The 24,436-nt window shown below is 73.2% G+C and carries 17 protein-coding genes; 8 read left to right on the top strand and 9 right to left on the bottom strand.

What is annotated here, in order from left to right; all coding sequences use genetic code 11:
- The first annotated feature begins 460 nt into the window (after window positions 1-460).
- Entirely contained in the window at window positions 461-910 is a 450-nt protein-coding gene (locus IE136_RS11100) for a PTS sugar transporter subunit IIA (protein ID WP_158985239.1), read from the top strand.
- 82 nt (window positions 911-992) lie between these two features.
- Window positions 993-2,663 carry a phosphoenolpyruvate--protein phosphotransferase gene (gene ptsP, locus IE136_RS11095; RefSeq protein WP_158985241.1) on the top strand — a complete coding sequence of 557 codons (1,671 nt, stop codon included), beginning with the start codon at window positions 993-995 and terminating at the stop codon, window positions 2,661-2,663.
- A 63-nt stretch (window positions 2,664-2,726) separates the two neighbouring features.
- Here the strand turns inward: ptsP and IE136_RS11090 are convergent, their stop codons facing one another.
- Window positions 2,727-3,623: a DUF8829 domain-containing protein gene (locus tag IE136_RS11090; RefSeq protein ID WP_189600225.1), complete on the bottom strand. Its 897-nt coding sequence runs from the start codon at window positions 3,621-3,623 to the stop codon at window positions 2,727-2,729.
- Window positions 3,624-3,645: 22 nt separating this feature from the next.
- On the bottom strand, window positions 3,646-4,908 hold the full coding sequence (locus IE136_RS11085; protein ID WP_308432404.1) for an MFS transporter: 1,263 nt from the start codon (window positions 4,906-4,908) through the stop codon (window positions 3,646-3,648).
- A gap of 45 nt (window positions 4,909-4,953) precedes the next feature.
- Between IE136_RS11085 and IE136_RS11080 the strand changes: the two genes are divergently transcribed.
- A complete protein-coding gene (locus tag IE136_RS11080) occupies window positions 4,954-6,276 on the top strand; it encodes an aminotransferase class I/II-fold pyridoxal phosphate-dependent enzyme (RefSeq protein ID WP_189600224.1) in 1,323 nt (440 codons plus the stop codon).
- Between the two features lie 79 nt (window positions 6,277-6,355).
- On the opposite strand, the gene IE136_RS11075 is transcribed toward IE136_RS11080, so the two are convergent.
- Window positions 6,356-8,326, bottom strand: a complete 1,971-nt coding sequence (locus IE136_RS11075) for an acetoacetate--CoA ligase (protein ID WP_189600223.1) — start codon at window positions 8,324-8,326, stop codon at window positions 6,356-6,358.
- A 215-nt stretch (window positions 8,327-8,541) separates the two neighbouring features.
- Here IE136_RS11075 and IE136_RS11070 point away from each other — a divergent pair, with 215 nt between their 5' ends.
- Window positions 8,542-10,902 (top strand): glycoside hydrolase family 31 protein, encoded by a 2,361-nt coding sequence (locus IE136_RS11070; protein ID WP_189600222.1) that lies wholly within the window; start codon window positions 8,542-8,544, stop codon window positions 10,900-10,902.
- A gap of 98 nt (window positions 10,903-11,000) precedes the next feature.
- Here the strand turns inward: IE136_RS11070 and IE136_RS11065 are convergent, their stop codons facing one another.
- The gene (locus tag IE136_RS11065) at window positions 11,001-11,501 is read right to left on the bottom strand and encodes an NUDIX domain-containing protein (RefSeq protein ID WP_158985249.1); all 501 of its coding nucleotides are present in this window, start codon (window positions 11,499-11,501) and stop codon (window positions 11,001-11,003) included.
- A 59-nt stretch (window positions 11,502-11,560) separates the two neighbouring features.
- Here IE136_RS11065 and IE136_RS11060 point away from each other — a divergent pair, with 59 nt between their 5' ends.
- From IE136_RS11060 to IE136_RS11050, 3 genes are all read left to right on the top strand, one after another.
- Entirely contained in the window at window positions 11,561-12,370 is an 810-nt protein-coding gene (locus IE136_RS11060) for a M15 family metallopeptidase (RefSeq protein ID WP_158985251.1), read from the top strand.
- 169 nt (window positions 12,371-12,539) lie between these two features.
- Window positions 12,540-13,040: a Zn-ribbon domain-containing OB-fold protein gene (locus IE136_RS11055; protein ID WP_158985253.1), complete on the top strand. Its 501-nt coding sequence runs from the start codon at window positions 12,540-12,542 to the stop codon at window positions 13,038-13,040.
- Window positions 13,037-14,224 (top strand): lipid-transfer protein, encoded by a 1,188-nt coding sequence (locus tag IE136_RS11050; RefSeq protein ID WP_189600221.1) that lies wholly within the window; start codon window positions 13,037-13,039, stop codon window positions 14,222-14,224. The genes IE136_RS11055 and IE136_RS11050 overlap by 4 nt, the downstream gene beginning before the upstream one ends.
- Before the next feature lie 130 nt (window positions 14,225-14,354).
- Here the strand turns inward: IE136_RS11050 and IE136_RS11045 are convergent, their stop codons facing one another.
- From IE136_RS11045 to IE136_RS11030, 4 genes are read right to left on the bottom strand one after another with little or no spacing between them, the layout of a single operon-like run.
- Window positions 14,355-14,960, bottom strand: a complete 606-nt coding sequence (locus tag IE136_RS11045; RefSeq protein ID WP_158985257.1) for a GTP-binding protein — start codon at window positions 14,958-14,960, stop codon at window positions 14,355-14,357.
- On the bottom strand, window positions 14,941-15,354 hold the full coding sequence (locus IE136_RS11040) for a DUF742 domain-containing protein (protein WP_158985259.1): 414 nt from the start codon (window positions 15,352-15,354) through the stop codon (window positions 14,941-14,943). Before IE136_RS11040 ends, IE136_RS11045 begins: the two co-directional genes overlap by 20 nt.
- 13 nt (window positions 15,355-15,367) lie before the next feature.
- The gene (locus tag IE136_RS11035; RefSeq protein ID WP_158985261.1) at window positions 15,368-15,808 is read right to left on the bottom strand and encodes a roadblock/LC7 domain-containing protein; all 441 of its coding nucleotides are present in this window, start codon (window positions 15,806-15,808) and stop codon (window positions 15,368-15,370) included.
- A complete protein-coding gene (locus IE136_RS11030; protein WP_189600220.1) occupies window positions 15,805-18,648 on the bottom strand; it encodes a nitrate- and nitrite sensing domain-containing protein in 2,844 nt (947 codons plus the stop codon). The genes IE136_RS11035 and IE136_RS11030 overlap by 4 nt, the downstream gene beginning before the upstream one ends.
- A gap of 426 nt (window positions 18,649-19,074) precedes the next feature.
- Between IE136_RS11030 and IE136_RS11025 the strand changes: the two genes are divergently transcribed.
- Window positions 19,075-19,503, top strand: coding sequence for a hypothetical protein (locus IE136_RS11025; protein ID WP_189600242.1), 429 nt, complete (start codon window positions 19,075-19,077; stop codon window positions 19,501-19,503).
- Window positions 19,504-19,613: 110 nt separating this feature from the next.
- On the opposite strand, the gene IE136_RS11020 is transcribed toward IE136_RS11025, so the two are convergent.
- Entirely contained in the window at window positions 19,614-24,401 is a 4,788-nt protein-coding gene (locus tag IE136_RS11020) for a coiled-coil domain-containing protein (RefSeq protein WP_189600219.1), read from the bottom strand.
- Window positions 24,402-24,436 lie beyond the last annotated feature (35 nt).

Raw genomic sequence — 24,436 nt, 5'->3', positions numbered from 1 at the left:
CGTACTCACCCTCTCGGGCTTTCCTCCGGGCTTTTCCCTTCGGTCTTTCGTGTTTCCAGCTTAGCAGATCCGTTTTCCGTTTCCGCCACCCGCTGGAGCGGGCTTGCCGTTCCAGGAATTCGCTTTCGCGCTTTCCCTTGCGGCGGGGTCAAACACTACCAGGCTTTTTCGGTCCCCCTGACCACCCCTCCGCAGGCATGCAGAGGTGTAGACCACTGGGGTTAGGATCTGACTCGATAGGTGCTGCCGACCCACGACTCAACGTCGCGTTGGGGTCAAGCAGGTGTACGACAGTACATCCCGCCGTCAGTAGAGGCAAATCGTTTCCGGCTAGTCCCTAGGTCCGCTAACTGGTACGTCTCGGGCGGAACCGGGACTTCTTATGACTTACGCTCTCAACAGTACGCCGTCCAGGACAGGTAGTGACGGCGACACAATCTCCGCCCCTGGGAGGCTTCCCATGACAACCGTGACGTCGCCACTTGCTGGACGCGCCATCGGTCTTGCCGCAGTGCCCGATCCCGTCTTCTCCGGTGCGATGGTCGGCCCCGGTACCGCCATCGATCCCGTGCGTGAGGCATCGGAGGCCGTGTCGCCGGTCGACGGCGTCGTCGTCTCTCTGCACCCGCACGCGTTCGTCGTCGTCGACGCCGAGGGGCACGGTGTCCTGACCCACCTCGGGATCGACACCGTCCAGCTGAACGGACAGGGCTTCGAGCTCCTCGTCGCCAAGGGCGACACCGTGACGCGCGGGCAGGCCGTCGTGCGCTGGAACCCCGCCGACGTCGAGGCCGCGGGCAAGTCCCCCATCTGTCCCGTCGTGGCCCTGGAGGCCACGGCCGACTCGCTCTCCGATGTCGTCGAGAGCGGCGACGTGAAGGCCGACGACCAGCTCTTCGGCTGGAACTGACGCCGCCCTCGTCCTCGTGACGACCGCGAGTTCGACATTCAACGCGACGGCGCGTGCCGCCGCACTATCGGAGACGGGTGAGATGGAGACAACGCTGCGAGGCGTCGGCGTCAGCCACGGAGTGGCGATCGGCGAGGTACGGCATATGGGTACGGCGGTGCTCGAGCCGCCGGCCAAGCAGATTCCCGCCGAGGAGGCGGAGCGCGAACAGGGGCGCGCCCGTCAGGCCGTGGAAGCCGTGGCCGCCGACCTGATCGCGCGCGGCAATCTGGCCGGCGGCGAGGCGCAGCACGTGCTCGAGGCCCAGGCGATGATCGCGCAGGACCCCGAGCTCATCGCCGACGTCGACCGCCGGATCGCGGTCGGCAGCACGGCCGAGCGCGGTGTCTACGACGCGTTCTCGCACTACCGGGAGCTGCTCGCGGGTGCGGGTGAGTACATGGCCGGCCGCGTCGCCGACCTCGACGATGTGCGGAACCGTATCGTCGCGCGACTGCTGGGCGTGCCGATGCCCGGTGTGCCGGACAGCGACGAGCCGTACGTACTGATCGCGCGGGATCTCGCTCCCGCCGACACGGCGCTGCTCGACCCGGCGCTCGTGCTGGGCTTCGTGACCGAGGAGGGCGGGCCGACCAGCCACAGCGCGATCCTCGCGCGAGCCCTTGGCGTACCGGCCGTGGTCGCGCTGCCCGGGGCGGGTGAGATCGCCGAGGGCACGGTCATCGCGGTGGACGGTTCCACCGGGGAGATCTTCGTCGACCCGAGCGAGGAGAAGAAGGCCCAGCTGACGGCGGCCGCCGCCGAGCGCAGGGCCGCTCTCGCCGCGTCCAGCGGTCCGGGGGCGACCTCGGACGGGCACAAGGTGCCGCTGCTCGCCAATGTCGGTGGTCCGGCGGATGTGCCTGCCGCGGTGGCGGCGGGGGCCGAGGGTGTCGGTCTGTTCCGTACGGAGTTCCTCTTCCTGGACGACAGCGAGAAGGCTCCCTCCGAGGAGAAGCAGGTCGAGGCGTACCGCCAGGTCCTCGAGGCGTTCCCCGAGGGTCGTGTGGTCGTGCGGGTGCTGGACGCCGGTGCGGACAAGCCGCTCGACTTCCTGACCCCGGCGGACGAGCCGAACCCGGCGCTGGGTGTGCGGGGTCTGCGGACGCTGCTCGACCACCCGGAGGTGCTGCGGACGCAGCTGACGGCGCTGGCGAAGGCCGTCGAGGGTCTGCCGGTGTACCTGGAGGTCATGGCGCCGATGGTGGCCGACCGTACGGACGCGAAGGCCTTCGCCGACGCGTGCCGTGAGGCGGGGCTTCGGGCGAAGTTCGGTGCGATGGTGGAGATCCCCTCCGCCGCTCTGCGGGCGCGTTCGATCCTGCAGGAGGTGGAGTTCCTTTCGCTGGGCACGAACGACCTGGCGCAGTACACCTTCGCCGCCGACCGTCAGGTGGGCGCGGTGTCGCGCCTGCAGGATCCGTGGCAGCCGGCGCTGCTCGACCTGGTGGCGATGTCCGCCGAGGCGGCCAAGGCCGAGGGCAAGAGCTGTGGTGTCTGTGGTGAGGCCGCCTCGGATCCGCTGCTGGCCTGTGTGCTGACGGGGCTGGGTGTCACCTCTCTGTCGATGGGTGCCGCGTCGATTCCGTATGTGCGGGCGACGCTCGCGAAGTACACACTGGCGCAGTGCGAGCGGGCCGCCGCTGCCGCGCGTGCGGCGGACACGGCCGAGGAGGCCCGTGTGGCCGCGCAGGCGGTGCTGTCCGGGGAGTGATGCCGGGCAGGTCGTAGAGGAAGGGGCTTCCCGTCACGTCGGTGGCGGGAAGCCCCTTTCGCGTCAGGGGTGGGTGGGCCAGTCGTTGTCTTCGGGGGCGAGGGCGAAGCCGGCGCGGTACTCGACGTGGGGTTCCGGGGAGAGGGGCTCTCCGGTGTGGGCGTCGGTGCAGTAGGCGCTGAAGACCTCGGCCTCGGTGAGGGGGATCAGGTCGCCCCGGGTGAGGCGCCAGCCGTGAAGGCGGTCGCGGGCGCCCGGGTTCATGGTGCGCAGGACCACTCCCCCGGGGCTTTCGAGGGCGATGCCGACGGCGAGGACCGTGACGAACTCGGCGCCTCGGTCGGGGTCGAGGGTGAGGGGCCGCTCGTCGTCGCGAGTGGTCTGGAGGGCGGCGAGGAGTTGTTCGTCGGCGGCGGGGACGCTGCAGACGAGGTGGTGGGTGCCGGGCCCCGCAGCGTCGAGGAGTCGCATGAGCAGGCGGGAGGCCTGGTCGAAGGCGGCCCGGCCGATGTCCTGTCCGCAGGCGGCGCAGTCGCCGGTGTCGGTGAGGAGCGTCGTGGCGTACTCCCGGGTGGCGCGGCGGGCCGCGGTGTCGACGAGGGTGGGGACGAGGTCGGTCATCGGCTGACCGGTGTAGGTGACGCGGGGTCCCTCGGCGGCCAGTTCGGCGGTATAGCGGCTGCGGCTGGCGGGGTGGTCGGGGTCGATGCCGGTGTCCTCGCAGTACTGCGCGTACTCCTCGGGGTCGAAGAGGGTGACGGTGGTGTGGCCGCCCTGGGTGGAGAGGGTTTTGAGCAGGGCTTCCACCTGGCGGAGGTAGACCGGGTGGTCGTCGAAGGGGAAGGTGGCGTACCGGCGCATGGCGGTGAAGTCGTGTGCGTCGGCGAGGAGTCCGACGGTGCTGGGGACTTCGCGGCGCAGGGCGCGGCGCAGGGACGGGGTGGTGGCGGGCCGGGTCATGTCTCCCCCTGAGGTCTGTCGATCAGTGCTCACTCACCGTAGTCGGCGCCACTGACAGTGAGGGTGTGCCGGGGCGTCGGCGGACGAGGCGGTGCTGGCCCGCACAGGTGGCGACGAGGCCGGCACCGAGGAGGGGCCAGGCGAGGGGGCCCGCGCTGATGACGGCGGTGAGCAGGAGGGGGCCGGCGAAGCGCTGGCTCGCGGCGGCGAGGCCGTGGACGCCGAGGTAGGCGCCTTGGGCGTCGTCGGGGGCGAGGGCGAGGGAGAGTTCCCAGGAGGCGGTGGTGTGGATCATCTCGGCGAAGGTGAGGACGACGGCCGCGGTGATGAGGGCGGCGATGGCGAGGCCACGTCCGGCGAGGGCCGAGGCGGTGAGGGCGAGGGTGCCGGCGACGAAGAGGCAGGCGAGCGGGAGGAGGAGCCGTCGGGCGGCGTCGGTGGTGGCGCCGAAGCGCGCGAGCGGTACCTGGAAGAGGACGACGAGGACGCTGTTGAGGACCAGGAGCATCGGGGCGAGGCCGACCGGGGCGTCGGTGGCGTGGACGATCCAGAGCGGCAGGGCGACCTGGAGGATCGTGTCGTGGAGGCCGAGTGCGGCCTCCGTGGCGGTGAAGAGCAGGTAGGTGCGGTCGCGCCAGGGGCTGGTGGGCTTGGTGCTGGGGGCGGGGGTGGTGGAGTCGGCCGCGATCCGGGAGGGCGCGGCGGGTTCGGCACAGCGCAGGGTGAGGAGGGCCATCAGGACGTACGAGAGGACGTTGCCGATCAGCAGGAGTTGGTAGGCGGTGGTGGTGGCGACGGAGAGGGCGGCCGCTGCGCCGAGTCCGCCGAACGCCCAGCCGAGGTTGGAGACGGTGCGGTTGATGGCCTGGTAGCGGACGCGTTGCGGTCCGGCGACGCGGGCGGCGTAGAGCTTGGTGAGGACGCCGGTGGCGCGGTCGGGGACGGCTCCCACCGCCGAATAGAGGACGAGCAGCGGGTAGCTGTCGGTGGTGAGAAGGGCGAGGAGGGCGGCGGCGCGCAGGAGTTGGGCGCCGATGAGGAGGCGGGTGACGGGGAAGCGGTCGGCGAGGCGTCCGGCGAGGGGAGCGCCGGCGATGCCGACGCCGCCGGACATGCCGACGAGCAGGCCCACCTGCGCGATGCCGAGTCCGGTGACGTAGGTGAAGTAGAGGGCGATCGAGGTGGCCCAGAGGCCGGTGCCGCATTTGTCGATGAAGCCGATGACGAGCATGCGGCGGCCGTTCACCCCTCCGGGGATGCGGTTCTTCAGCGGTGAGCGGCTCACTCGTCCCCCTTGACAGCGATTTTGTATTGATACAGACTTCGGTACGTGGCAGCACAATATTCGATTGAAGGCACGACGGCCAAGGGAATTGCCGCGTCCGTCGAGCGGGCGGTTACCGAGGGCGGGCTCGCACCGGGGGACGCGCTGCCTCCGGTACGGCGGCTCGCGGACGAGCTGGGCGTCAGCCCGGGAACGGTCGCCACCGCGTACAAGGAGCTGCGTCAGCGGGGACTCGTGGTGACGCGCGGACGGGGCGGGACCGTCGTCGCCGAGGCACCTTCGGTGGCGTCGCGCCGGCCGCCGCGGGTACCGGCCGGTCTGGTGGACCTGGCGGGCGGTCATCCGGACCCGGCGTTCCTTCCCGAGTTGCGGCCGCCCGCCCCTGTCCGGCCTGTGTACGGATCCCACCGTGCGGCGCCTCGGCTCGGGGCCCTGGAGGAGCTGACCCGCGCCTGGTTCGAGCGGGACGGGGTGCCGTCGGAGCATGTGACCTTCGCGCACGGCGCCCTGGACTGCGTCGCGCGGCTGCTGTCGACGGAACTGCGGCCGGGAGACGCGGTGGCGGTCGAGGACCCCGGCTTCCACCACCTGCTCGACCTGGTCCCGGCCCTGGGCCTGCGGATGGTGCCGGTCGCCGTGGACGGGGAGGGGCTCGTGCCCGAGGCCCTGCGGACCGCGCTGCGGGCCGGCGTACGGGCGGTGGTGTGCAGTCCTCGCGGCCAGTGCCCCACAGGCGCCTGGTTCACCCGGGCGCGGCGGGACGAACTGGTGGCGGTGCTCGGGGAGTTCCCCGCGGTCCTGGTCGTCGAGGACGACCACAACGCGGACATCGCCGGCGCGCCGGCCCACACGCTGGCGGCGACGGGCGAGCTCGAGCGGTGGGCCCAGGTACGGACCGGGTCCAAGCACCTCGGGGTCGACCTGCGGTGGGCGGGGCTCGCGGGCGACGCGGTGACGCTGGCCCGCCACGACGGGCGGATGCTCATGACGTCCGGCTGGGTCAGTCATGTTCTGCAGGAGACGGCGGCCGGGCTGCTGCGCGATCCGTCGGTGGCGGCCCTGGTGGCGGCGGGCGAGGCGGCGTACACGGTGCGTCGCGCGGCGCTGCTCGACGGCCTGGCGCGGCACGGGATCGACGCCGTCGGGTCGAGCGGGCTCAATGTGTGGGTGCCGGTGCGGGACGAGTCGGCGGTGGTCAACGGGCTGCGGACGCGCGGCTGGTGGGTCGCGGCCGGGGCGCGTTTCCGCATCGCGGCGCCGACGGCGGTGCGCATCACGACGGCGGCGCTGGGCGTGGAGGCGGCCGGACGCCTGGCGGCCGACTTCGCGGAGGTGCTGGGCGAGTCGCAGGCGACGTACGGGGGGTGACGTAGGGAGGTGCCTGGGAGGGGGACGCGTCCCTCTCACCGGGGCCCCGCGGGCGGTGGCCGCGGGGCCCCGGTCGTGGTCACGCGCGCCTGGTGCGGGCGAGGTTCTCGTAGAAGTGGAGCAGGTCGAGGTTGTCGACCGAGCCCGGGTTGACGGCCTTGGAGAGCGGGGTGCCCTGGAGGAGGCGCTTGACCGGGACCTCGATGCGCTTGCCCGTGAGGGTGTGGGGGACGCCGGGGACCTCGATGATGTCGTCCGGGACGTGGCGCGGGGAGAGTTCGCTGCGGATGGTCCGCTTGATGAGGTTGATCAGCTCCTCGTCGAGCGTCGCCCCCTCCGCGAGGTGGACGAAGAGCGGCATCCAGTAGCCGCCATCGGGCTCCTCCAGGCCGATCACGAGGGACTCGCGGACCTCCGGGAGCCGCTCGACGGCCTCGTAGATGTCGGCGCTGCCCATCCGGACGCCCTGGCGGTTCAGGGTGGAGTCGGAGCGGCCGTGGATGACCACCGAGCCGTGGTCGGTGATCGTGATCCAGTCGCCGTGCCGCCACACGCCGGGGAACATCTCGAAGTAACTGTCACGGTAGCGGCTGCCGTCGGGGTCGTTCCAGAAATAGATCGGCATCGACGGCATCGGGTTGGTGACCACCAGTTCGCCGACTTCGCCGGTCAGAGGCTTGCCCGACGAGTCCCAGGACTGGAGGTCGGTGCCGAGGCCCGCCGCCTGGAGTTCACCGATGTGGACGGGGAGGGTGGGGACCGCGCCCGCGAAACAGGAGCAGACGTCCGTGCCGCCGCTCACCGAGGCGATCCACAGGTCCTCACGGACCTCGTCGTGGAGCCAGCGGAAGCCGTCGGGGGGCAGCGGGGAGCCCGTGGTCGCCACGCACCCGATCGCCGAGAGGTCGAAGTCCCGCGCCGGATGGACGTCCGCCTTCGCACAGGCCATGACGTACGCGGCGGAGGTGCCGTACAGCGTGGCGCGGGTGCGTTCGGCGATCCGCCACTGGGCGGCGGTGTCCGGGTGGCCCGGGCTGCCGTCGTAGAGGACGACCGTGGTACCGGTGAGCAGACCGGAGACGAGGAAGTTCCACATCATCCAGCCGGTGGAGGTGTACCAGAAGAACACATCCTCGGAACCCAGGTCGCAGTGCAGGCCGAGCTGCTTGAAGTGCTCGACGAGGATGCCGCCCTGGGACTGCACGATCGCCTTCGGCAGGCCCGTCGTGCCCGAGGAGTACAGGACCCAGAGCGGGTGGGAGAAGTCGACCTGCTCGAAGACCGGTGCCACGTCCGCCGAGGTGAGGTCCGCCCAGGCGAGCGCTCCCTCGGGAGGCTCCGTGCCGAGCAGCGGGATGTGGACGACGGCCCGCAGGGTCGGGAGTTCGGCGCGCAGCTCGGCGACGGTGTCGCGGCGGTCGTGCTCCTTGCCTCCGTAGCGGTAACCGTCCACGGCGAACAGGACCACCGGCTCGACCTGCTGGAAGCGGTCGAGGACGCTGCGCGCGCCGAAGTCCGGCGCGCAGGAGGTCCAGACGGCGCCGACGGCGGCGGTCGCGAGGAGGGCGGTGACGGCCTCGGGGATGTTCGGCAGATAGCCGCTGACGCGGTCGCCGGGCCGGACGCCGAGGCTGCGCAGCTCGGCCGCGAGCGAACCGACCTGACGGCGCAGCTCGGCCCAGGTGATCGGCCGGGGCTCATGTGTCTCGTCCACATGAAGGAGGGCGGTGTCGTGGGGCCGCTCGACCGCGGCGCGCAGGGCGTGCTCGGCGTAGTTGAGGGTGGCTCCCGGGAACCACTGGGCGCCCGGCATCGAGCGGTCGCCGAGGACGCGCTCGTAGGGGGTGGAGAAGCGGATGTCGAACCATTCGGTGACGGCCTGCCAGAAGGACTCCAGCTCCTCGACCGACCAGCGGTGCAGGGCCGGGTATCCGCCCTCGGCCGGGGCTCCGTGGCGCTCGGCGGCCCAGGACTGGAAGCGGGTGACCGCCGCGGCGGCGACGCGTTCCTCGTCGGGCTGCCAGAGCGGCTCGGTGTGCGCTGATGTCATGGTGCGGCTCCTGGGCGTACGCGGGGGTCTGCGTGTGTCGCGCGCACGTGCTGGGGTGTGCGCGTGACGCGGCTGACAGGGACGATGCCATGGGAGCGGCTTTCGCACCAGGGTTCCCCGCCCATGGTCGGGGAGCTGAACATGTGCTCCCACCACGGGTGAACGGCAGTTGAACGGACCTCGCTCGCGCCCCGAGGGCTGGCAGGGTGAACGGCATGGACGGTCGTGAGCTGGTGCGTTCGGTGAGGGTGTTCGGATCGGTGCAGGGGTTGCGGACGGTGCGCGCGGCCTGGCGGCAGCGGCGGACGGATGCGTGGGGGCTGCCGCCGAGGGGCGAGGAGCGGGCGCGGGTGCCGGGGCCGGTCGGCGAGGCGGAGCCGCTCGCGGGCGGGGGGATCGTGCGCTTCGCCCGCTCCGAGCTGCGGATCAGCGTGTCGGCGGGGGGCACGGTCTTCTGGGGCTGGGACGGGGCCGAGCCCCTTCCGTCGTACGCCCTGGCCGGTGAGCCGCCGGAGCCGGACCCGCGGGCCAGGCTGGAGCCGGACACGGACGGGGGATGGCGGGTGGTGTCGGAGCGGGTGACGGTCGCGATCTCCCGCCACGGGGCTGTGGAGGTCCGTACGCCGGGGGGCCTGGTACTGCGGCGGGATCTGCCGCCGCGCTGGTGGGAGCCGGTCGCCGGCGGCCCCGCGCGGTGGGTGCAACGCAGCGAGGTGCCCGCCGACGCGCGCTTCTTCGGGCTCGGCGGGCGGGCGTCGGGGCCGCGGCTGCGGGACGGCTCGTACCGGCTGTGGAACACCGATCCCCACGGCAGCTTCTCCCCCGGCGACGATCCGCTCCACATCACCATGCCGGTGCAGTTCGTCGTCTCGGACGCGGGGACGCATCTGGCGTTCCACGACAACTCCTGGGACGGGCGGGTCACGCTCGCCGAAGGTGAGGAGGGCGCGGGCTCCGGGCACGACCGGCCGGGCACCTGCGAGGTCCGGATGGGCGGCGGGCCGCTGCGTTGCTGGGTCGTGGTCGGTACGCCGGCTCGGGTGCTGCACGGCTGGGCCGCCCTCACCGGGGCACCCGCGCTGCCGCCGTCGTGGGCGTTGGGGCCGCAGCACGCGCGGTGGGGGTTCGGCAGCGAGCGCGAGGTACGGCGGGTGGTGGACGGCTACCGCGATCGCGGCCTTCCGCTGTCCGTGCTGCACCTGGACGTCGACCACTCCGACGCGCACCGGGTCTTCACGGGGGACCGTGAGCACTTCCCGGATCTTCCGGGTCTCGCGGCCGAGCTGCGGGAGAGGGGCGTACGGCTGGTCTCGGTCGTGGACCCCGCGGTGAAGGCGGAGCCGGGGAATCCGGTGTACGACGGAGGGCGCGCGATCGGTGCCTTCGTGCGGGACGGTCGCGGGGACGAGGTCCACGGCGTGGTCCGGCCGGGCGAGTGCGCCTACCCGGACTTCACCGATCCCGCGGTACGGACGTGGTGGGGCGGGCTGTACGAGGAGCGGCTCGCGCAGGGCTTCTCGGGCATCTGGCACGACATGAACGAGCCGGTGTCCTTCGCCCCCTTCGGTGACCGGACGCTGCCCCGGTCGTCGCGGCACGCGCTGGAGGGCCGGGGCGGCGACCACCGCGAGGCGCACAACGTGTACGGGCTGATGATGGCCCGGGCCGGGTACGAGGGGCTGCGCCGGCTGCGGCCGGCGGAACGGCCGTTCCTCTTCTCGCGCTCCGGATGGGCGGGGATGCAGCGGTACGGCGGGACCTGGTCCGGTGGGGTGTCGACCGGCTGGCCGGGGCTGCGGGCGTCTCTGGCGCTGGTCCTGGGGCTCGGGCTGTGCGGCGTGCCGTACTCGGGGCCGGACGTGGGCGGTTTCGACGGCAGCCCGTCGCCGGAGCTGTTCCTGCGCTGGTTCCAGCTGGGGGCGTGGCTACCGCTGTTCCGTACGCACGCGGCGATCGACGCGGGGCGCCGCGAGCCGTGGGAGTTCGGTCCCGAGGTCCTGGAGCACGCGCGCGTGGCGCTTGCCGAGCGGGAACGGATGCGGCCGTACTTCGTCACGCTCGCGCAGCTCGCCCGGCTGACCGGGGCGCCGTACGTACGCCCGGTGTGGTGGGGGTCGCCGGAGGACCGGGCGCTGCGGGACTGCGGGGACGCGTTCCTGCTGGGCGACGCGCTGCTGGTGGCGCCGGTCCTCACGCGGGGGGCCGACCGGCGGGCGGTGCGGCTGCCGCGGGGGCGGTGGTACGACACGGCGACGGGCCGGGCGTACGAGGGTCCTGGGCAGGTGCTGCTCGACGCGCCGCCGTCCCGTATCCCGGTGCTCGCACGGGCGGGTGCGGTGATCCCGGTGCGGGGCGAGGACGGGGAGCCGGAACTGGAGGTGTGGGCTCCGGCGGCGGGACGGACCGGTGGAGGGCTGGTCGTGCGGGACACCGGGGACGGGTGGCGTCCGGGCGAGATCGAGCGGTACGCGACGCGTCTGGTGGACGGGCGGGTGGTCGTGGACCGCGTCACGGACGAGGGGAGCGAGGAGGTGGGGACGGCGGTACGGGTGCGAGTGCGCGGGCTGGGTGACTGAGCGGTGACCGCGCCCGGCACCCCCGCCCCGGGGGCGGCGGGCGCCGACGCGGGGGTGCCGAGCGCCAGCGCGAGGGGAAGATCGCCGGCGCGGAAGGCTCAGTCGTACAGGCCCGCGAACCAGCGGCGTACCGCCTCCGTGTGGAGCGGGAAGGCGAGTTCCGCCGGGGCGTGGAGCAGATGCCGGCCGGTGGTCTCGTCCGTCGGGACCGAAGGCGGCAGGCCGGCCGCCGGACGGGCCGGGAGCAGGCCGAAGACGAGGAGGTGTCCGCCCGGGGAGCTGAGCGCGTCCGCGAGCCTCACCTCCCCCGCCGGCGCCTCGATGCCGGTCTCCTCCCGCAGTTCGCGGACGACGGCGTCCCGCCAGTCCTCGGCGTGGTCGATGAATCCGCCGGGCAGGGCGACGCCGCCTCGCCGGGGCTCGATGGCCCGGGTGATGACGACGAGCCCCGTCCCCCGCTCGTCGACGACGGGAAGCAGGGCGACGGCGACGGGGAGCGGATTGCGGTAGGCGACGGATCCGCAGGTGGCGCAGGCACGGGGCCAGGTGGTGGCCTCGGAGTGGCGGGTGCCGCAGCTGGAGCAGTAGGAGTCGTTCACGGCAGGACCGTATGCGATCACCCTTTCCCGCGCCCCGTGGAAACTGATAGACGGTGCACATGACAGGACTCGCTTCCGCTTTCCGCACCCTCGGCGTGACCGTCGCGGCCGGTCTGCTCGCCGCCACCGCCGCCGTACCGTCCGCGCAGGCCAGGCCGGAGCCCAAGGCTCCGAAGGAGTTCGTGGCCCTGAGCTCGGTCGACCGGACGATCATCCAGGAAATGCGCTACACCACCGGGCACAACTTCGTGGGCGAGCCCGTCGACGGCTACCGGCAGCCGCTGTGCATCCTGACCCGCCCGGCCGCCGAGGCGCTGCACCGCGCGCAGGTGAAGCTGCTCGCGCAGGGCTACTCGCTGAAGGTGTACGACTGTTACCGGCCGCAGCGGGCCGTCGACCACTTCGTACGCTGGGCGGAGGATCTGGACGACGAGCGGATGAAGAAGGAGTTCTATCCCCTGGTCGACAAGTCGAGGCTGTTCGCGGACGGTTACATCGCGGAGAAGTCGGGTCACAGCAGGGGCTCGACGGTCGACGTGACGATCGTGAGGCTGCCCGCGGCGCCCACCCGCCCGTATGTGCCGGGCGAGCCGCTGGTGGAGTGCTACGCCCCGCAGGCCGAGCGGTTCCCCGACAACTCGGTGGACATGGGGACGGGCTTCGACTGCTTCGACACCTTGTCGCACACCGACGACCCGCGGATCCGGGGCGCTCAGCGGGCCAGCCGGCAGCTACTGAAGGGGACCCTGGCCGAGCAGGGATTCGTGAACCTGCCCGAGGAGTGGTGGCACTTCACGTTCAAGCCGGAGCCGTTCCCTACCACGTTCTTCGACTTCCCGGTGGCGCGTCGTTCGGTGGCCGGGCACTGAGGCCGGCGGCGCGACGGGCGACCGGGGCCACCCCCGTGGGTCCCGGCCGCCCGTGCTGTCCGGAAGGACGCAGGAAGGCGCCGTACGGTTCTCAGGCATCCGCATCCGTGTCACACTTCTGACGATCCGTCAGGTCTCACATCGATTGTGGTGCTCGGGGAGGGCCGTCGTGACACGAACGCGCAGACCTGTGGTGGCCGGATGGTTCACCGACGACGTCCCGGAGGGCGACTTCCGGCTCCTCGGCACCCGCTGCACGGCCTGTGGCGCGGTCTTCTTTCCCCGCGAGGACTCCTGGTGCCGCAATCCGGGCTGTCCGGGCGGCGGAGAGCTCGTCGAGGCCCCGCTCTCCCGCCGCGGACGCGTGTGGTCGTACACCGACGGCCGCTACCGGCCGCCCGCGCCCTACGTCTCCGACCCGGACGCGCCCTGGGAGCCGTACACCCTGATCGCCGTGGAACTGGCGGCGGAGGGGATGGTGGTGCTCGGGCAGGCCGCACCGGGCGTGCGGACCTCGGACCTGACCGTGGGGATGGAGGTCGAGGTGGTGCCGGGCGTCCTGAACGAGGACGAGGAGCACACCTGGACGACCTGGCACTGGCGGCCCGTTCCCCGGCCGCCGGCGCCCCGGCCGGCGGTGCACGCGCGCGTGGCGCAGGACCCGGCATGAGCGACGTCGCCGTCCTGGGTGCCGGGATGCACCCCTGGGGCAAGTGGGGTCTCAGTTTCGTCGAGTACGGCAGGGCGGCTGCCCGCGCCGCGCTCGCCGACGCCGCTCTGGGCTGGCCGGACGTCGACTCGGTGGTCGGGGCGGACACCGTGCGGTGCGGCTATCCGGGATACGTGGCGGGCGCGACCTTCGCCCAGGCCCTCGGGTGGCAGGGGGCGCGGGTCACCAGCGTGTACGCCGCCTGCGCCTCGGGTGCGCAGGCGGTCTCGACGGCGCGGGCGCAGATCCTCGCGGGTCTGGCGGACGTGGTGCTCGTCGTCGGCGCCGACGCGGCACCCAAGGGCTTCTTCGCCCCGGCGGGCGGGGAGCGGCCCGACGACCCCGACTGGCTGCGCTTCCGGGTGCTCGGAGCCACCAACCCGGCCTACTTCGCGCTCTACGCGCGCCGCCGGATGGCGCTCCACGGAGACACGCTCGACGACTTCGCGCGCGTCAAGGTGAAGAACGCGGCGGCCGGCGCGCTCAATCCGCTCGCCCGCTACCGCACGGCGGTGAGCGCCGAGGATGTCGCGGCCTCGCCCGTGGTCGCCGATCCGCTGCGGCTGCTGGACATCTGCGCCACCTCGGACGGGGGCGCGGCGCTGGTGCTCTCCAGTATGGAGTTCGCCCGTCGGCACGGGCACCGAAACCCCGTACGGATCCGGGCGGTGTCCACCGTCACACCGACGTACCCCAAGGCGCTCCTGGACCTGCCCGACATCGCGACCGACTCCACGGCCGCCGTCTCGCCCCCGCCGCACACCTTCCGCGCGGCGATCGCCCGGGCCGCGTACGAGGAGGCCGGCGTCGGGCCCGGGGACCTGTCGCTGGCCGAGGTGTACGACCTGTCCACCGCGCTGGAACTGGAGTGGTACGAGGACATCGGCCTGTGCGGGGCGGGCGAGGGCGCGAAGCTGGTACGGGACGGGGTGACGGCGCTGGGCGGGCGTGTTCCGGTCAACACCAGCGGCGGCCTGGGGTCCTTCGGCGAGGCGGTGCCCGCTCAGGCCGTCGCGCAGGTCTGCGAACTGACCTGGCAGCTGCGGGGGACGGCGGGGAGCCGCCAGGTGCGGGGCGCGCGGGTCGGGATCGCCGCGAACCAGGGTCTGTTCGGGCACGGGTCGGCGGTGGTGGCGGTGCGCTGAGCACCGCCACCGACCACGTCGCCACCGACTGGACACCAGCACTCACCCCGTCGCCACCGGCTGAGACAGCGGCACCGGCTGAGCGCCGCCGACGGGGGCGAGGATCGGCGCCGGCGTCGCCCGCCGTCCGTCAGGTGGGCACGGGGGCGGCGGGGCGGTCCGCGAGGACCAGGGCGTGCTCGACGACGGCCACGAGCACGTTCTTCACGGACTCCCGGTCGCGCGCGTCGCACATCAGCAGCTCGACCTCGGGATCGAGGTCGAGGGCACCTCGGACGCTCTCGGCCGGGAACCGCTGAGCTCCTTCGAAGCAGTTGACCGCGACCGTGAACGGAATGCCCCGGCGCTCGAAGTAGTCGATCGCGGCGAAGCTCTCCTCCAGGCGGCGCGTGTCGGCCAGGACGACCGCGCCCAGCGCGCCCTGGGCCAGCTCGTCCCACAGGAACCAGAAGCGGTCCTGTCCGGGCGTGCCGAAGAGGTAGAGGACCAGGTCGTCGCGGAGCGTGATCCGGCCGAAGTCCATGGCGACCGTGGTGGTCGACTTGTTCTCCACGCCGTGCAGATCGTCGACGGGCCGCCCCGCCTCGCTCAGAATCTCCTCGGTGCGCAGCGGCCGTATCTCGCTGACGGCACCGACCAGTGTCGTCTTGCCGACTCCGAAGCCACCGGCGACCAGGATCTTCAGCGTCACCGGTTCGACGAGGGGCTTCTTGCGGCTAGAGCGCCCGAAGGCCATTGATCACCTCGCGGAGAATGCTCACGTCCGGCAGCTCGGCCGGCGGAACGGGGCGGGTCACGTGGACGAGTTCGTCCTCGACGAGATCGCCGACGAGGACGCGGACGACCCCGACGGGAAGGTCGAGTCCGGCGGCGAGTTCGGCGATCGACTGGGGCGTGTCCGAGCAGCGTTCGACGATCTCCACATGTTCCGGGGAGAGCGTCTGGTCCCGGCCGGGGTCGTCGGCCGCCGGCTCGGGCACCACCACGGCGATGAGGTCGAGCCGGTGCCGGGTGGCGGCGCTGGTCCGGCCGCGGGTCATCGCGTACGGACGGACCACCGGCCCGGCATCGTCGTCGAACCAGTGCTGGGCCGGATGTGGCCCCTGGTCCTGCTGTTCTGCGTCAGTCATGCCGTCCCCCCACTCACCCTCCGGCGGTCGAACCGGCGCGCGGGGCGGTCCCGAGGTGGACGCCGACGCGCTTGACCATCAACGTCATCTCGTACGCGACCTGACCGACGTCCGAGTCGGCCTCCGCGAGGACGGCGAGGCAGCTGCCGTCGCCGGCCGCCGTGACGAAGAGGAACGCGTCCTCCAGCTCCACGACGGTCTGGCGGACCCTGCCCGCCTCGAAGTGGCGGCCGACTCCCTTGGCCAGGCTGTGGAAGCCCGAGGCGACGGCGGCCAGGTGCTCGCCGTCCTCGCGGGTCAGCTCCGCGGAGGCACCGGTGGGAAGTCCGTCGCTGGAGAGCACGAGAGCCTTGCGGATGGAGCCGACCCGCTGGACGAGCTCGTCGAGGAGCCAATTCAGCTCGCCGTTGCCGGTTCCGGAGGTGTTGAGTGCTGCGGCGTTCGGTGCGGTCATCGACCGTCCCCCTCGGGTGTCGTTCCTGGTGCTGTTGTCTCGGCGTTCTGCCGTCGTCCGCGCTGCCAGCCGCGCTGCATCGATGCCATGCGGTTGCGCACTTCCTCGGCGTCGCGCTCGAAGTCCCCGTCCGCGGCGGTGCCGGAGGCGGTGGGTGCCCGGTCGTCCGGGCGTTCTCCCGACTCGCGCAACTGCGGCGCGAGGCTCGCCTGACGGACCCTGCGGGGCAGCCCGCCGAAGGGCGCGGGCCCCTCGGGCGGTACGGGCACCAGCGTGGGCGGGGTCGTTCCCCGCGGGGCGACGGGCGGAGTGTCGGAAGTCTTCCGGACGGGCACGGGCGGGGTCCTGGGTCCTTCGGCCGGGCGGACGGGCGAGGGGTGGGCCGGGCCCGGTTCGTCGATCCGGCGTCCGTGGTCGACGACGAGCGTGGGCGGCCGGCGGCGGGGCAGCGGCACGGGGCCGTCGTCGTGGGTCCGGCCGGGCGAGCGGTCGGTGGCCCGGTCCAGGGAGCGGCCCGGCGTGCGGTCGAGGGAGCGGTCCGGCGTCTGGTCCGTGGTCTGCTGGTGCTGCTCGCCGTCCGGAGCCGGTGCGAGGCCGCCGGGGCGGCGGCGCTCCCGGGCGCGGAAGATGCCGCCCCGCTCGCTCTCGGTGTCTTCCAGGTCCGCGGCGGCGGGGTCGAGCAGGTCGTCGAAGCCGGCGGAGCCCAGCGGCGGTTCGAGTTCGACGGGGCCGTCGAGGGGGCCGTCCAGGAGCGAGGGGCCCGCCGACCTCGTGGGGACCTGGGTGAGCGCGGCGCGGCGGCCGGGCTGCCCGGCGGCGCCGGGTCCGCTCTCCCCGTCGACGCTCCGGCGGTCCAGGCTCCGGCGGCGATCCGAGATGTGGCGGTCGGCGCTGGGGCGGTCCAGGCTCTTGCGGTCCAGGCGGAAGCCCGCGCCCTGGGTCTCGGGCGCGTCGGTGAGCAGGGCGGCCGGGATGAAGACGACCGCGGTGGTGCCCCCGTACGGCGAGGGCTGCAGCGAGACCCGGACGTTCTGGCGCTGGGCGAGCCGGCTGACGACGAAGAGGCCGAGGCGGTCGGTGTCGGAGAGCTCGAACTCGGGGGTCTCGGCCAGGCGAAGGTTGGCGTCGAGCAGGGCGTCGGGGTTCATGCCGAGGCCGCGGTCGTGGATCTCGAGGGTGAAGCCGTTGGCCACCCGCTCGCCGAGCACCTGCACGGCCGTGTGCGGGGGCGAGAACACCGTGGCGTTCTCGAGGAGTTCGGCGATGAGGTGGGTGAGGTCCGCGACGGCGGGGCCGCCGACACCCAGGCGGGGCAGCCGACGGACCTCGATCCGCTCGTAGTCCTCGACCTCGGCGACGGCCGCCCGGACGACGTCCATGAGCTGGACCGGCTTGCGCCACTGGCGGGAGGGCGCGGCGCCGGAGAGGATCACCAGGCCCTCGGCGTGCCGGCGCATACGGGTGGTCATGTGGTCGAGGCGGAAGAGGTCGGCCAGTTCCTCGGTGTCCTCGGTGCGCCGCTCCATGGTGTCGAGGAGGGTGAGCTGGCGGTGGAGCAGGACCTGGTTGCGGCGGGCGAGGTTGACGAAGACCTCGGAGACGCCACGACGCATGTCGGCCTGCCTGACGGCCGCCTCGACGGCCGCGCGCTGCAGGGTGTTGAGGGCCTGGCCGACCTGGCCGACCTCGTCCTCCTCGTACCGCAGGTGCGGCACCTCGGTCTCGACGTCGACGTGTTCGCCGGCTGCGAGGCGGCGCATCACGCTCGGCAGGCGGACGCCTGAGACCTCCTGTGCCTCCTTGCGCAGCCTGCGCAGGTCGCGGACGAGTCGGCGGCCGACGCGGACGGAGACGACGACGGAGACGAGCAGTGCGAGGAAGCCGAGGACGCCGGCGACGCCGGCCTTGAGCAGCACGCTGTAGGCGGCGGGCTGGACCCGGTCCTGGTAGCGGTCGCCCGCGGCGGTGTTCTCGCGGGCGAGGTCGTCCAGGACGGGGGTCGTCTGTTCCTCCCAGCGCTCGGCGGTGACGATGCGCGGGTTCTTGGCGGGTCCCGCGGTGATCAGCGCCTCCTCGGTGCGGCGCAGCGGTGCCGTGGCGGGGCTGCCCCAGTATTTCTCGAAGGTCTCGCGCTCACGGGCGGGCAGGACCTCGAGGTTGACCTCGTAGAACTGCTTGCGGTTGGCGACGAGGTCGGAGACGGCGCGGATCTCCTGGGCGGTGATGCGCTCGGAGATGAGCGCGGAGAGGACCAGGGCGTCCTCACGGGCGAGCAGTTCGCGTCCGCGGACCACGCCGACGAGCGCGCGGCCCTGCTTGTCCATCTCCACGTTCTCAAGGGCGTGGAGGGTCATGAGGAAGCTGTAGCAGGGGTCGACGAGCCGGTTGTAGAAGTCGAGGGCCTGCATGCGGCCGATGCTCCGGTTCTCCACGGAGCGTCGCAGCGAGTCGAGGCCGTCGAGCGCTTCGAGGAGGGAACCGAGGCGCTGGGAGGCGACGGGCCGCATCTCCTCCCGTACGCCGGAGTCGGCGGCGTTGCGCCGGATCAGGGCGATCTGACGGTCGGTGGCCTCGCGCTGCGTGCGCAGGGTGGTGAGGGCGTCGGAGGCGCGCGGGTCGGCGAGGTAGATCAGCGACTGGCGGCGTTCCTTCTGGATGACACGGACGGTGTCCTCCACGGGGTAGCCGACCTTGTCGACGATGTAGCCGACGTCGAGGAGCTGGTCGGCCTCGCGGCCGGTGAGTACCGTCGCGAATCCCCAGAGGGCGGTGAGGGAGACGAGCGGCACCAGCAGCAACGCCACGATCTTCCGGCGGATGGACGTCCCGCGAAAGCGCATGGCCTCCCCCAGCTCGGCCTCCGCCCGGCGCGGAGATCCTCGTTGTCGACGCGTGGTGTCAACACACAGCGTCAACACATGGCGTCAACCATCGGCTTCAACAAACGGCGGCGCGAGCCTACTACTGCATCACAGTCAACTCGAAGGCATGTCCGTGCGATTTTCAGCCTGTCGAGTGAGTGTTGATCATGAGATGTCCCGCTATTCGGGGAGTTGGGATTGGCCACTGTGGCACAGGACACCTGGCCAAGCGCTTCTTCTCGTGCTGGGGCGGATGGCTGGAACTGTTCGTTCCGTTACATGGGAGGGGAAACCTTTTCCCGCTGCGAACCGTCATTGTCTACGGGGCGGGGTGTGTCCGCGTAAAGCGGCTCAATGCGGGCAGCCACCCATGAAAGACGTTCGGCGGTGGGGAGTGACGACACGATGGACCACGAGGCGCGGTCGGCGGGGCAGTTGTGGGTGGAGGACGAGAAGGGTCGGCGCCGGTTGCCCGATCCGGTGCGTGCCGCCGCCGTACGCGCCGTGCTGCTCACGTCGGTGACGCTCATACAGGCGATGGTGGCCTTCTTCTGCGCGGTGACGGGCTCCTGGCTCGCGTTTCCGATGCTGCTCACCTCCGTGGGCAGCACGGTGGTGGCCACCTGGAGCGTGCTCGATGTGTGGGTGACGCGTCAGGTGTGGCGGCAGCGCAACGGCGTGGTGTCGGAACCGAGCAGTACGGCACGCCAACTGCGGCGCGAGCGGCGCCTGGCGCGGAAGGCCGCGCAGGCGGTGGAGAGCGAGCCGGGGCACGGGGCCGCCGGGGTACGGCGCACGGCGACGGATTCCCCGGTGCTGTCCGAGGCGGCTTGAGACGGCCTGGGCAGTCCGGAGAAGGCAGCCGGAGACCTCCTGAGTACGGCCCGGACCCCCCATGGGGGCCGGGCCGTTCACGTTGCGCGGGGACGCCCTCGGCGGGCCGGCTACTCGGCCGTCGCCGTGGCCGTCGCCCGGGAGTCCTCCGCCGGTGTACGGCGGAACATGCGGGTCGCCGTGATCTCGCCGTGGATGGTCTCGCCCTCGGCGGCGGGCTGCGGCAGGCCGGGGCGCAGGTGCTCCTCCACGCTGATGTACTTCAGTCCCGCGCGGAGGTCGGCGTCGTTGCGCAGGCGGATGACCAGCGGGAACTCGGCGAGCGCCGTCGTGTCGAAGAGACCGGTCGTGTAGAGGAGCTGGACACCGAGCGCGTCCGACACGGCCCGCTGGAGCTCCAGCAGATACGTCGCGTTGGCGCGGCCGATGGGGTTGTCGAGGAACAGGGTGCCCGCGTGCCGGTGCTTGTCGCGGCCCCGGTCGTTGGAGCGGAGGGCGGCCATCGTGCAGTACAGCGCGATGGCGGCGGTGAGGAGCTGGCCGCCGGAGAAGACGTCGCCCATCTGGCCGACCGGGACGCGCTCGGCCCGCAGCACGGCGTCCGGCTTCAGGATCTCGACCGCGATGCCGCGCGGTTCCAGGGCCGCCTGGACGCCCCGGAGCAGCAGGGACATGCCGTCCCGGCGCAGGTCGGAGTTCTTCTTGACGGCCGCGCGGGTCGCCTCGTCGACGACCTCGCCGAGCCGCTCGGTGAGCGTGGCCTGGTCCGGCTCCTCGAAGCGGATGCGCAGGAACTCCTGGCCCGACCACTCGCCGAGGCCCTCGGGCAGCCGTGACAGACGCTGCGCCGAGCGGAGCGTGGTCAGCGCGGACTCCACCAGGCCGCGCAGCCGGTCGACGATCGAGTCCCGGTTGCGTTCCAGCTGCTCCAGCTCGTCGGTGAGGACGCGCAGCCGGGGCGCGAAGGCCTCGGCCCACTTGGCGGCGTGCTCGGGGAGCGCGGCCGCGGGCAGTTCACGGATCTGCTGTCGTGCGGGGGTGCGGACCTGCTCGTACCGGTTGGAGTTGGCGTGCCGGACGAGGATGTCGCTCGCCTCGCGCACGGCGGAGTCGGCGGCCGAGAGTTCGGCGGCGCAGCCGCGCAGCGAGCGGCGCGCCTCGGCGGCGGAGTGCCGGGCCTCCTCCAGGGTGCCGGGGTAGGGCTCGGGGCCGTCCGGCTCCTCCTCCGCGTGGTCGCGCAGCAGGTCCCGCAGGAGCGCCGCCGTCTCGTCGAAGCCGCCCGCCGCGTCCTCGGCGGCGCGGTGGGCGTGCAGGAGGCCGGCGTGCGCGGTGCGTGCGGCCTCCAGCGCGTCCGTACGGGAGGCCAGTTCGGTGGTCGCGGTACGGAGCAGGGCCTGGGCCTGCTCGGCGTCTGCGGGGACCAGTTCCTCGGGCAGCTCGGTGTGCGACGCGCCGTCCTCGGGCGCCAGCCGCTCGGCCTCGCCACGGAGCCGGCCGAGCTTCTCGCTCGCCTCGGACGCGCGGGTCTCCAGCATCTGGACGAGGGACTCGGCACGGGCCGCGGCGGCCTGTCGCGAGGGGCCGTCGGCGCCGTCGGTGGACTCCAGGAGCTGTTCGGCGCGGGTTCGGACCTTGTTGGTGAGGCGGTCGAGCTCGGCGAGGGCGGCGGACTCGTCGCTCTCGGCCCGGGCCTGTTCGGCGCGCAGGTCGGCGCCGACGCCGACCTTCTCGTACAGCTGGGAGGCGGCGCGGTAGGCCTCGCGGAGGGTCGGCAGCGCGGAGCGCGGGGTGTCGGCGTCCGGCTCGGGAAGCTGGTCGGGGGCGCCGGCGATCTCGGCGCGCTCGGCCCGCAGGGCGCGGGCGGTGCGGTGGGCGTCGTCGGCGGCGCGCTGGGCGGCGCGGCGGTCCTCGTCGGCGGCGCGGGCACGCTCCAGACAGGTCTGGGCGCGGGCCTCGAACTCGGCGGCGTCGTCAGCCAGTTCCCGGAGCTTGGCCTGCCACGCGGAGCGCTCGCGCAACCGGAACGCCAGGCCCGCGAGGGCGTCGGCCGCGCGGCGGGCGCGCTGAGCCGCCTCCTGGCGTTCGTCCCGCACCCGCGCGGCGTCCGTGGCGGCCTCGTCGGCCTCCGCCCGTGCCGCACGGGCCTCGGCGAGTGCGGCCGTGGCCGCTTCGGCGGTCCCGCGCGCGGTGGCGGCGACGGCGGCCAGTTCGGCGAGCATGCCGGGCGGGCAGTCGGCGCGCCACGACCCGATCCGCGCGGCGAGCGAACGGTCGCCGGTCAGACGGGCGGCGAGCGCGCGGATCTCCTCGTCGCGCGCGGTGGCACGGGCACGCAGGGCCTGCCGCTCCTCGTCGGCCGCGTGCTCGTCGTGCATCGCCGGGTTCGGCGGTACGAGGAAGACGCCCGCGTCCTCGCCGGATTCGGGGCTCGGGACCGGCGCGAGCAGGGCGGCGGCCGTGCCGACGGCCACCGTCGAGCGGGGTAGCAGGGCCGCGGTGCTCAGCACCTCACGGGCGCGGGTGTACGAGACGGCGTCGGTGATCACGACGCCGTCGACCAGTTCGGGGCGGGCGGCGAGGACGGCGGCGTGGTCGGCGGGGTCGACGGCCTGGGCGAGGTAGCGCCAGCCGGGAAGCGCCGGGATGCCTTGCTCACCCAGGTACTCGACGGTGGCGAGCACGTCCGGGCCGGGCGGCAGCAGCCCGCCGTCACCGAGGGCGCCGAGGATGCGGGCGTCGTCGGCCGCGGCGGTGCGCAGGTCGAAGAGCTTGCGCTCGGCGGCGGCGATGGACTGGTCGAGCAGCCGCCGCAACTCGTCCGCGTACCGGTCGAACTCGGTGACGGTGAGAGGGCCCGGGGGGCCGGCGGCGAGGCCGAAGGCGGCGCCGGGCGCGGCGGCCCGGGCGCGGCCGTCGGAATCGGGGGCGGCATCGGGGGCCGGGCCGGTCTCGGCGTCGCCGGTGCGCGAGGCGGGAATGCTCGGGTCCGTGGCCACGGTGGAGGCGGAGGGGCCCTGGCCACCCGCACGCTGGCTCGGGAGGGGGGAGCCCGCGCTCGGCAGGCTGAGGAGTTCCGCCAGGCGTTCGTCGGCGGCCAGGGACTCGGCCGCGCGGCGCTCCGCGTCGTAGGCGTTCTCGGCGGCTTCGGCCGCGTCCGCCGCGCGGGCGGCGGCGAGTTCGGCGCGGGACTCGGCGGCGGTCGCCTCCCTGGCCCGCTCGGCCGCCGTGCGCGCGGCGTCGCGTGCCGCGTCCCAGGCGGCGACCGTGGTCTTCTCGGCGTCGCTCGCGGCGAGGGCCGCGCGCGCCGGGTCGGCGTCCGGAGCGGAGTCGTCCAGCCACCCCGCCCGTACCGCCTCCGCCGTCTCCTGCTCGACCTCGGCGAGGCGCTGGCGGAGGTGTCCTGCCTCGCTGCGGGCGCGCTGGGCGTCGGTGGCGGCGGCGGTGGCATCGCGGTGAGCGGTCTCGCCGACCTCCTGGAGGGCAGCGGAGCGCTCCTCCTCCTCCGCGGCGTGCCGCTCGCCGTCCTCGGCGGCGGCGTGCAGGGCCCGTACGAGATCGGCGGCCGCCTTGGCGCGGGCGGCGAGCGCCGGGGCGGCGTCCCGCTCGGCCTCCCGGATGGCCGCGGCCACGCGCGCGGAGCGGTCGCTCGCGGCACGGTGCCGCAGGACGGCCTCGGTGGCCTGCCAGGCGGAGTGCAGGGTGCGGGCGTCGGTGAGTTCGCGGCGCTGGGAGGCGGCGCTCTTCTCGGCGACGGTCAGGGCCAGGGAGGCGTGCCGGTAGGCCAGTTCGGCGGCGATGAGGGAGCTGCGGCCACGTGCCGCCTCGGCCTCGGAGACGGCGTGGGCGGCGGTGGTGACCTGCTGGGCGAGTTCTGCGGCGCGGCCGCGCTCCTCGGTGGCGCGGGCGGCGAGCCGGCGGGCGAGCGTACGGGTGCGGCGCTCGGCGCCCGCGTGGACGTCACGCGCGCGTGCCCGGGTCTCGGCGGCTTCGACGATCCGGCCGAGGAGGTCGACGGAGCCGGCGGTGAAGTCGCGTTCCGCGGTGAGTTCGGCCCGTCGGCCGAGCTTGTTGCCGAAGCCGCTGACCAGGTCCGCGAGGCCGTCGGTGTCACGGGTGTCGGTGACGGCCCGCAGGAGGAGATCGGTGAAGTCGGAGTCCTTCTTGACCGCGAAGAGGCCGGCGGCCTCACCCTCGTCGGCGTTCATCTCCCGCTGGTAGCGGAAGAGTTCGGGGTCGAGGCCCAGCTCGCCGAGGTGCTCGTTCCACCGGTCGTGGATCTCCTCCCAGTAGACCTCCAGGTGCGGGTAGGCCTTCCCCGCCTCGGTGAGTGCGTCGCGGAACCCCTTCATGGTGCGGCGGCGGCCCTGCGCACCGGACGCGCCCTCGACGGGCGGGCGTACGGAGGTGGCCTCGGCGACGGGCAGGTTGTCCAGGCTCAGGCCGGGGCCGGGGCGGAAGGAGTACCAGGCCTCGGCGAACTTCCGCGGGTCGTTGGAGACCTGGCGACCGCGCCACTCGCTGGCCTTGCCGACGACGACGAGTTCGCCGGTCAGGGTGTGCTGCCACTCCAGGGCGACGTGGCCGCAGTCGTCGGCGAGCAGGAACTTGCGCAGCACGCCGGAGCTGGCGCCGCCGAGGGTGTTGCGGTGGCCGGGCAGCATGACCGAGAAGATCAGCTTGAGGAGGACGGATTTGCCACCGCCGTTCTCCAGGAAGAGCACACCCGCGGGCGCCGGGCGGCGCGGCGGGCCGACCGGCTCCTCCTCGAAGAACTCCGCCTGGGTGGGGGCGGGGTGGGGCACGGGCGCGCCGACTCCACGCAGGTCCAGGACGGTGTCGGCGTAGCGCGCACCGGCGGGACCGATGGAGTAGAGGCGGACCCGGGACAGCTCGTACATGGCGGCGGACTCTCGTCGTCTCTGTGTCTTCGTGG

It is taken from the genome of Streptomyces lateritius, from assembly GCF_014649715.1.
Taxonomy (GTDB): Bacteria; Actinomycetota; Actinomycetes; order Streptomycetales; family Streptomycetaceae; genus Streptomyces; species Streptomyces lateritius.
This window is presented reverse-complemented; position numbering and strand designations above follow the sequence as displayed.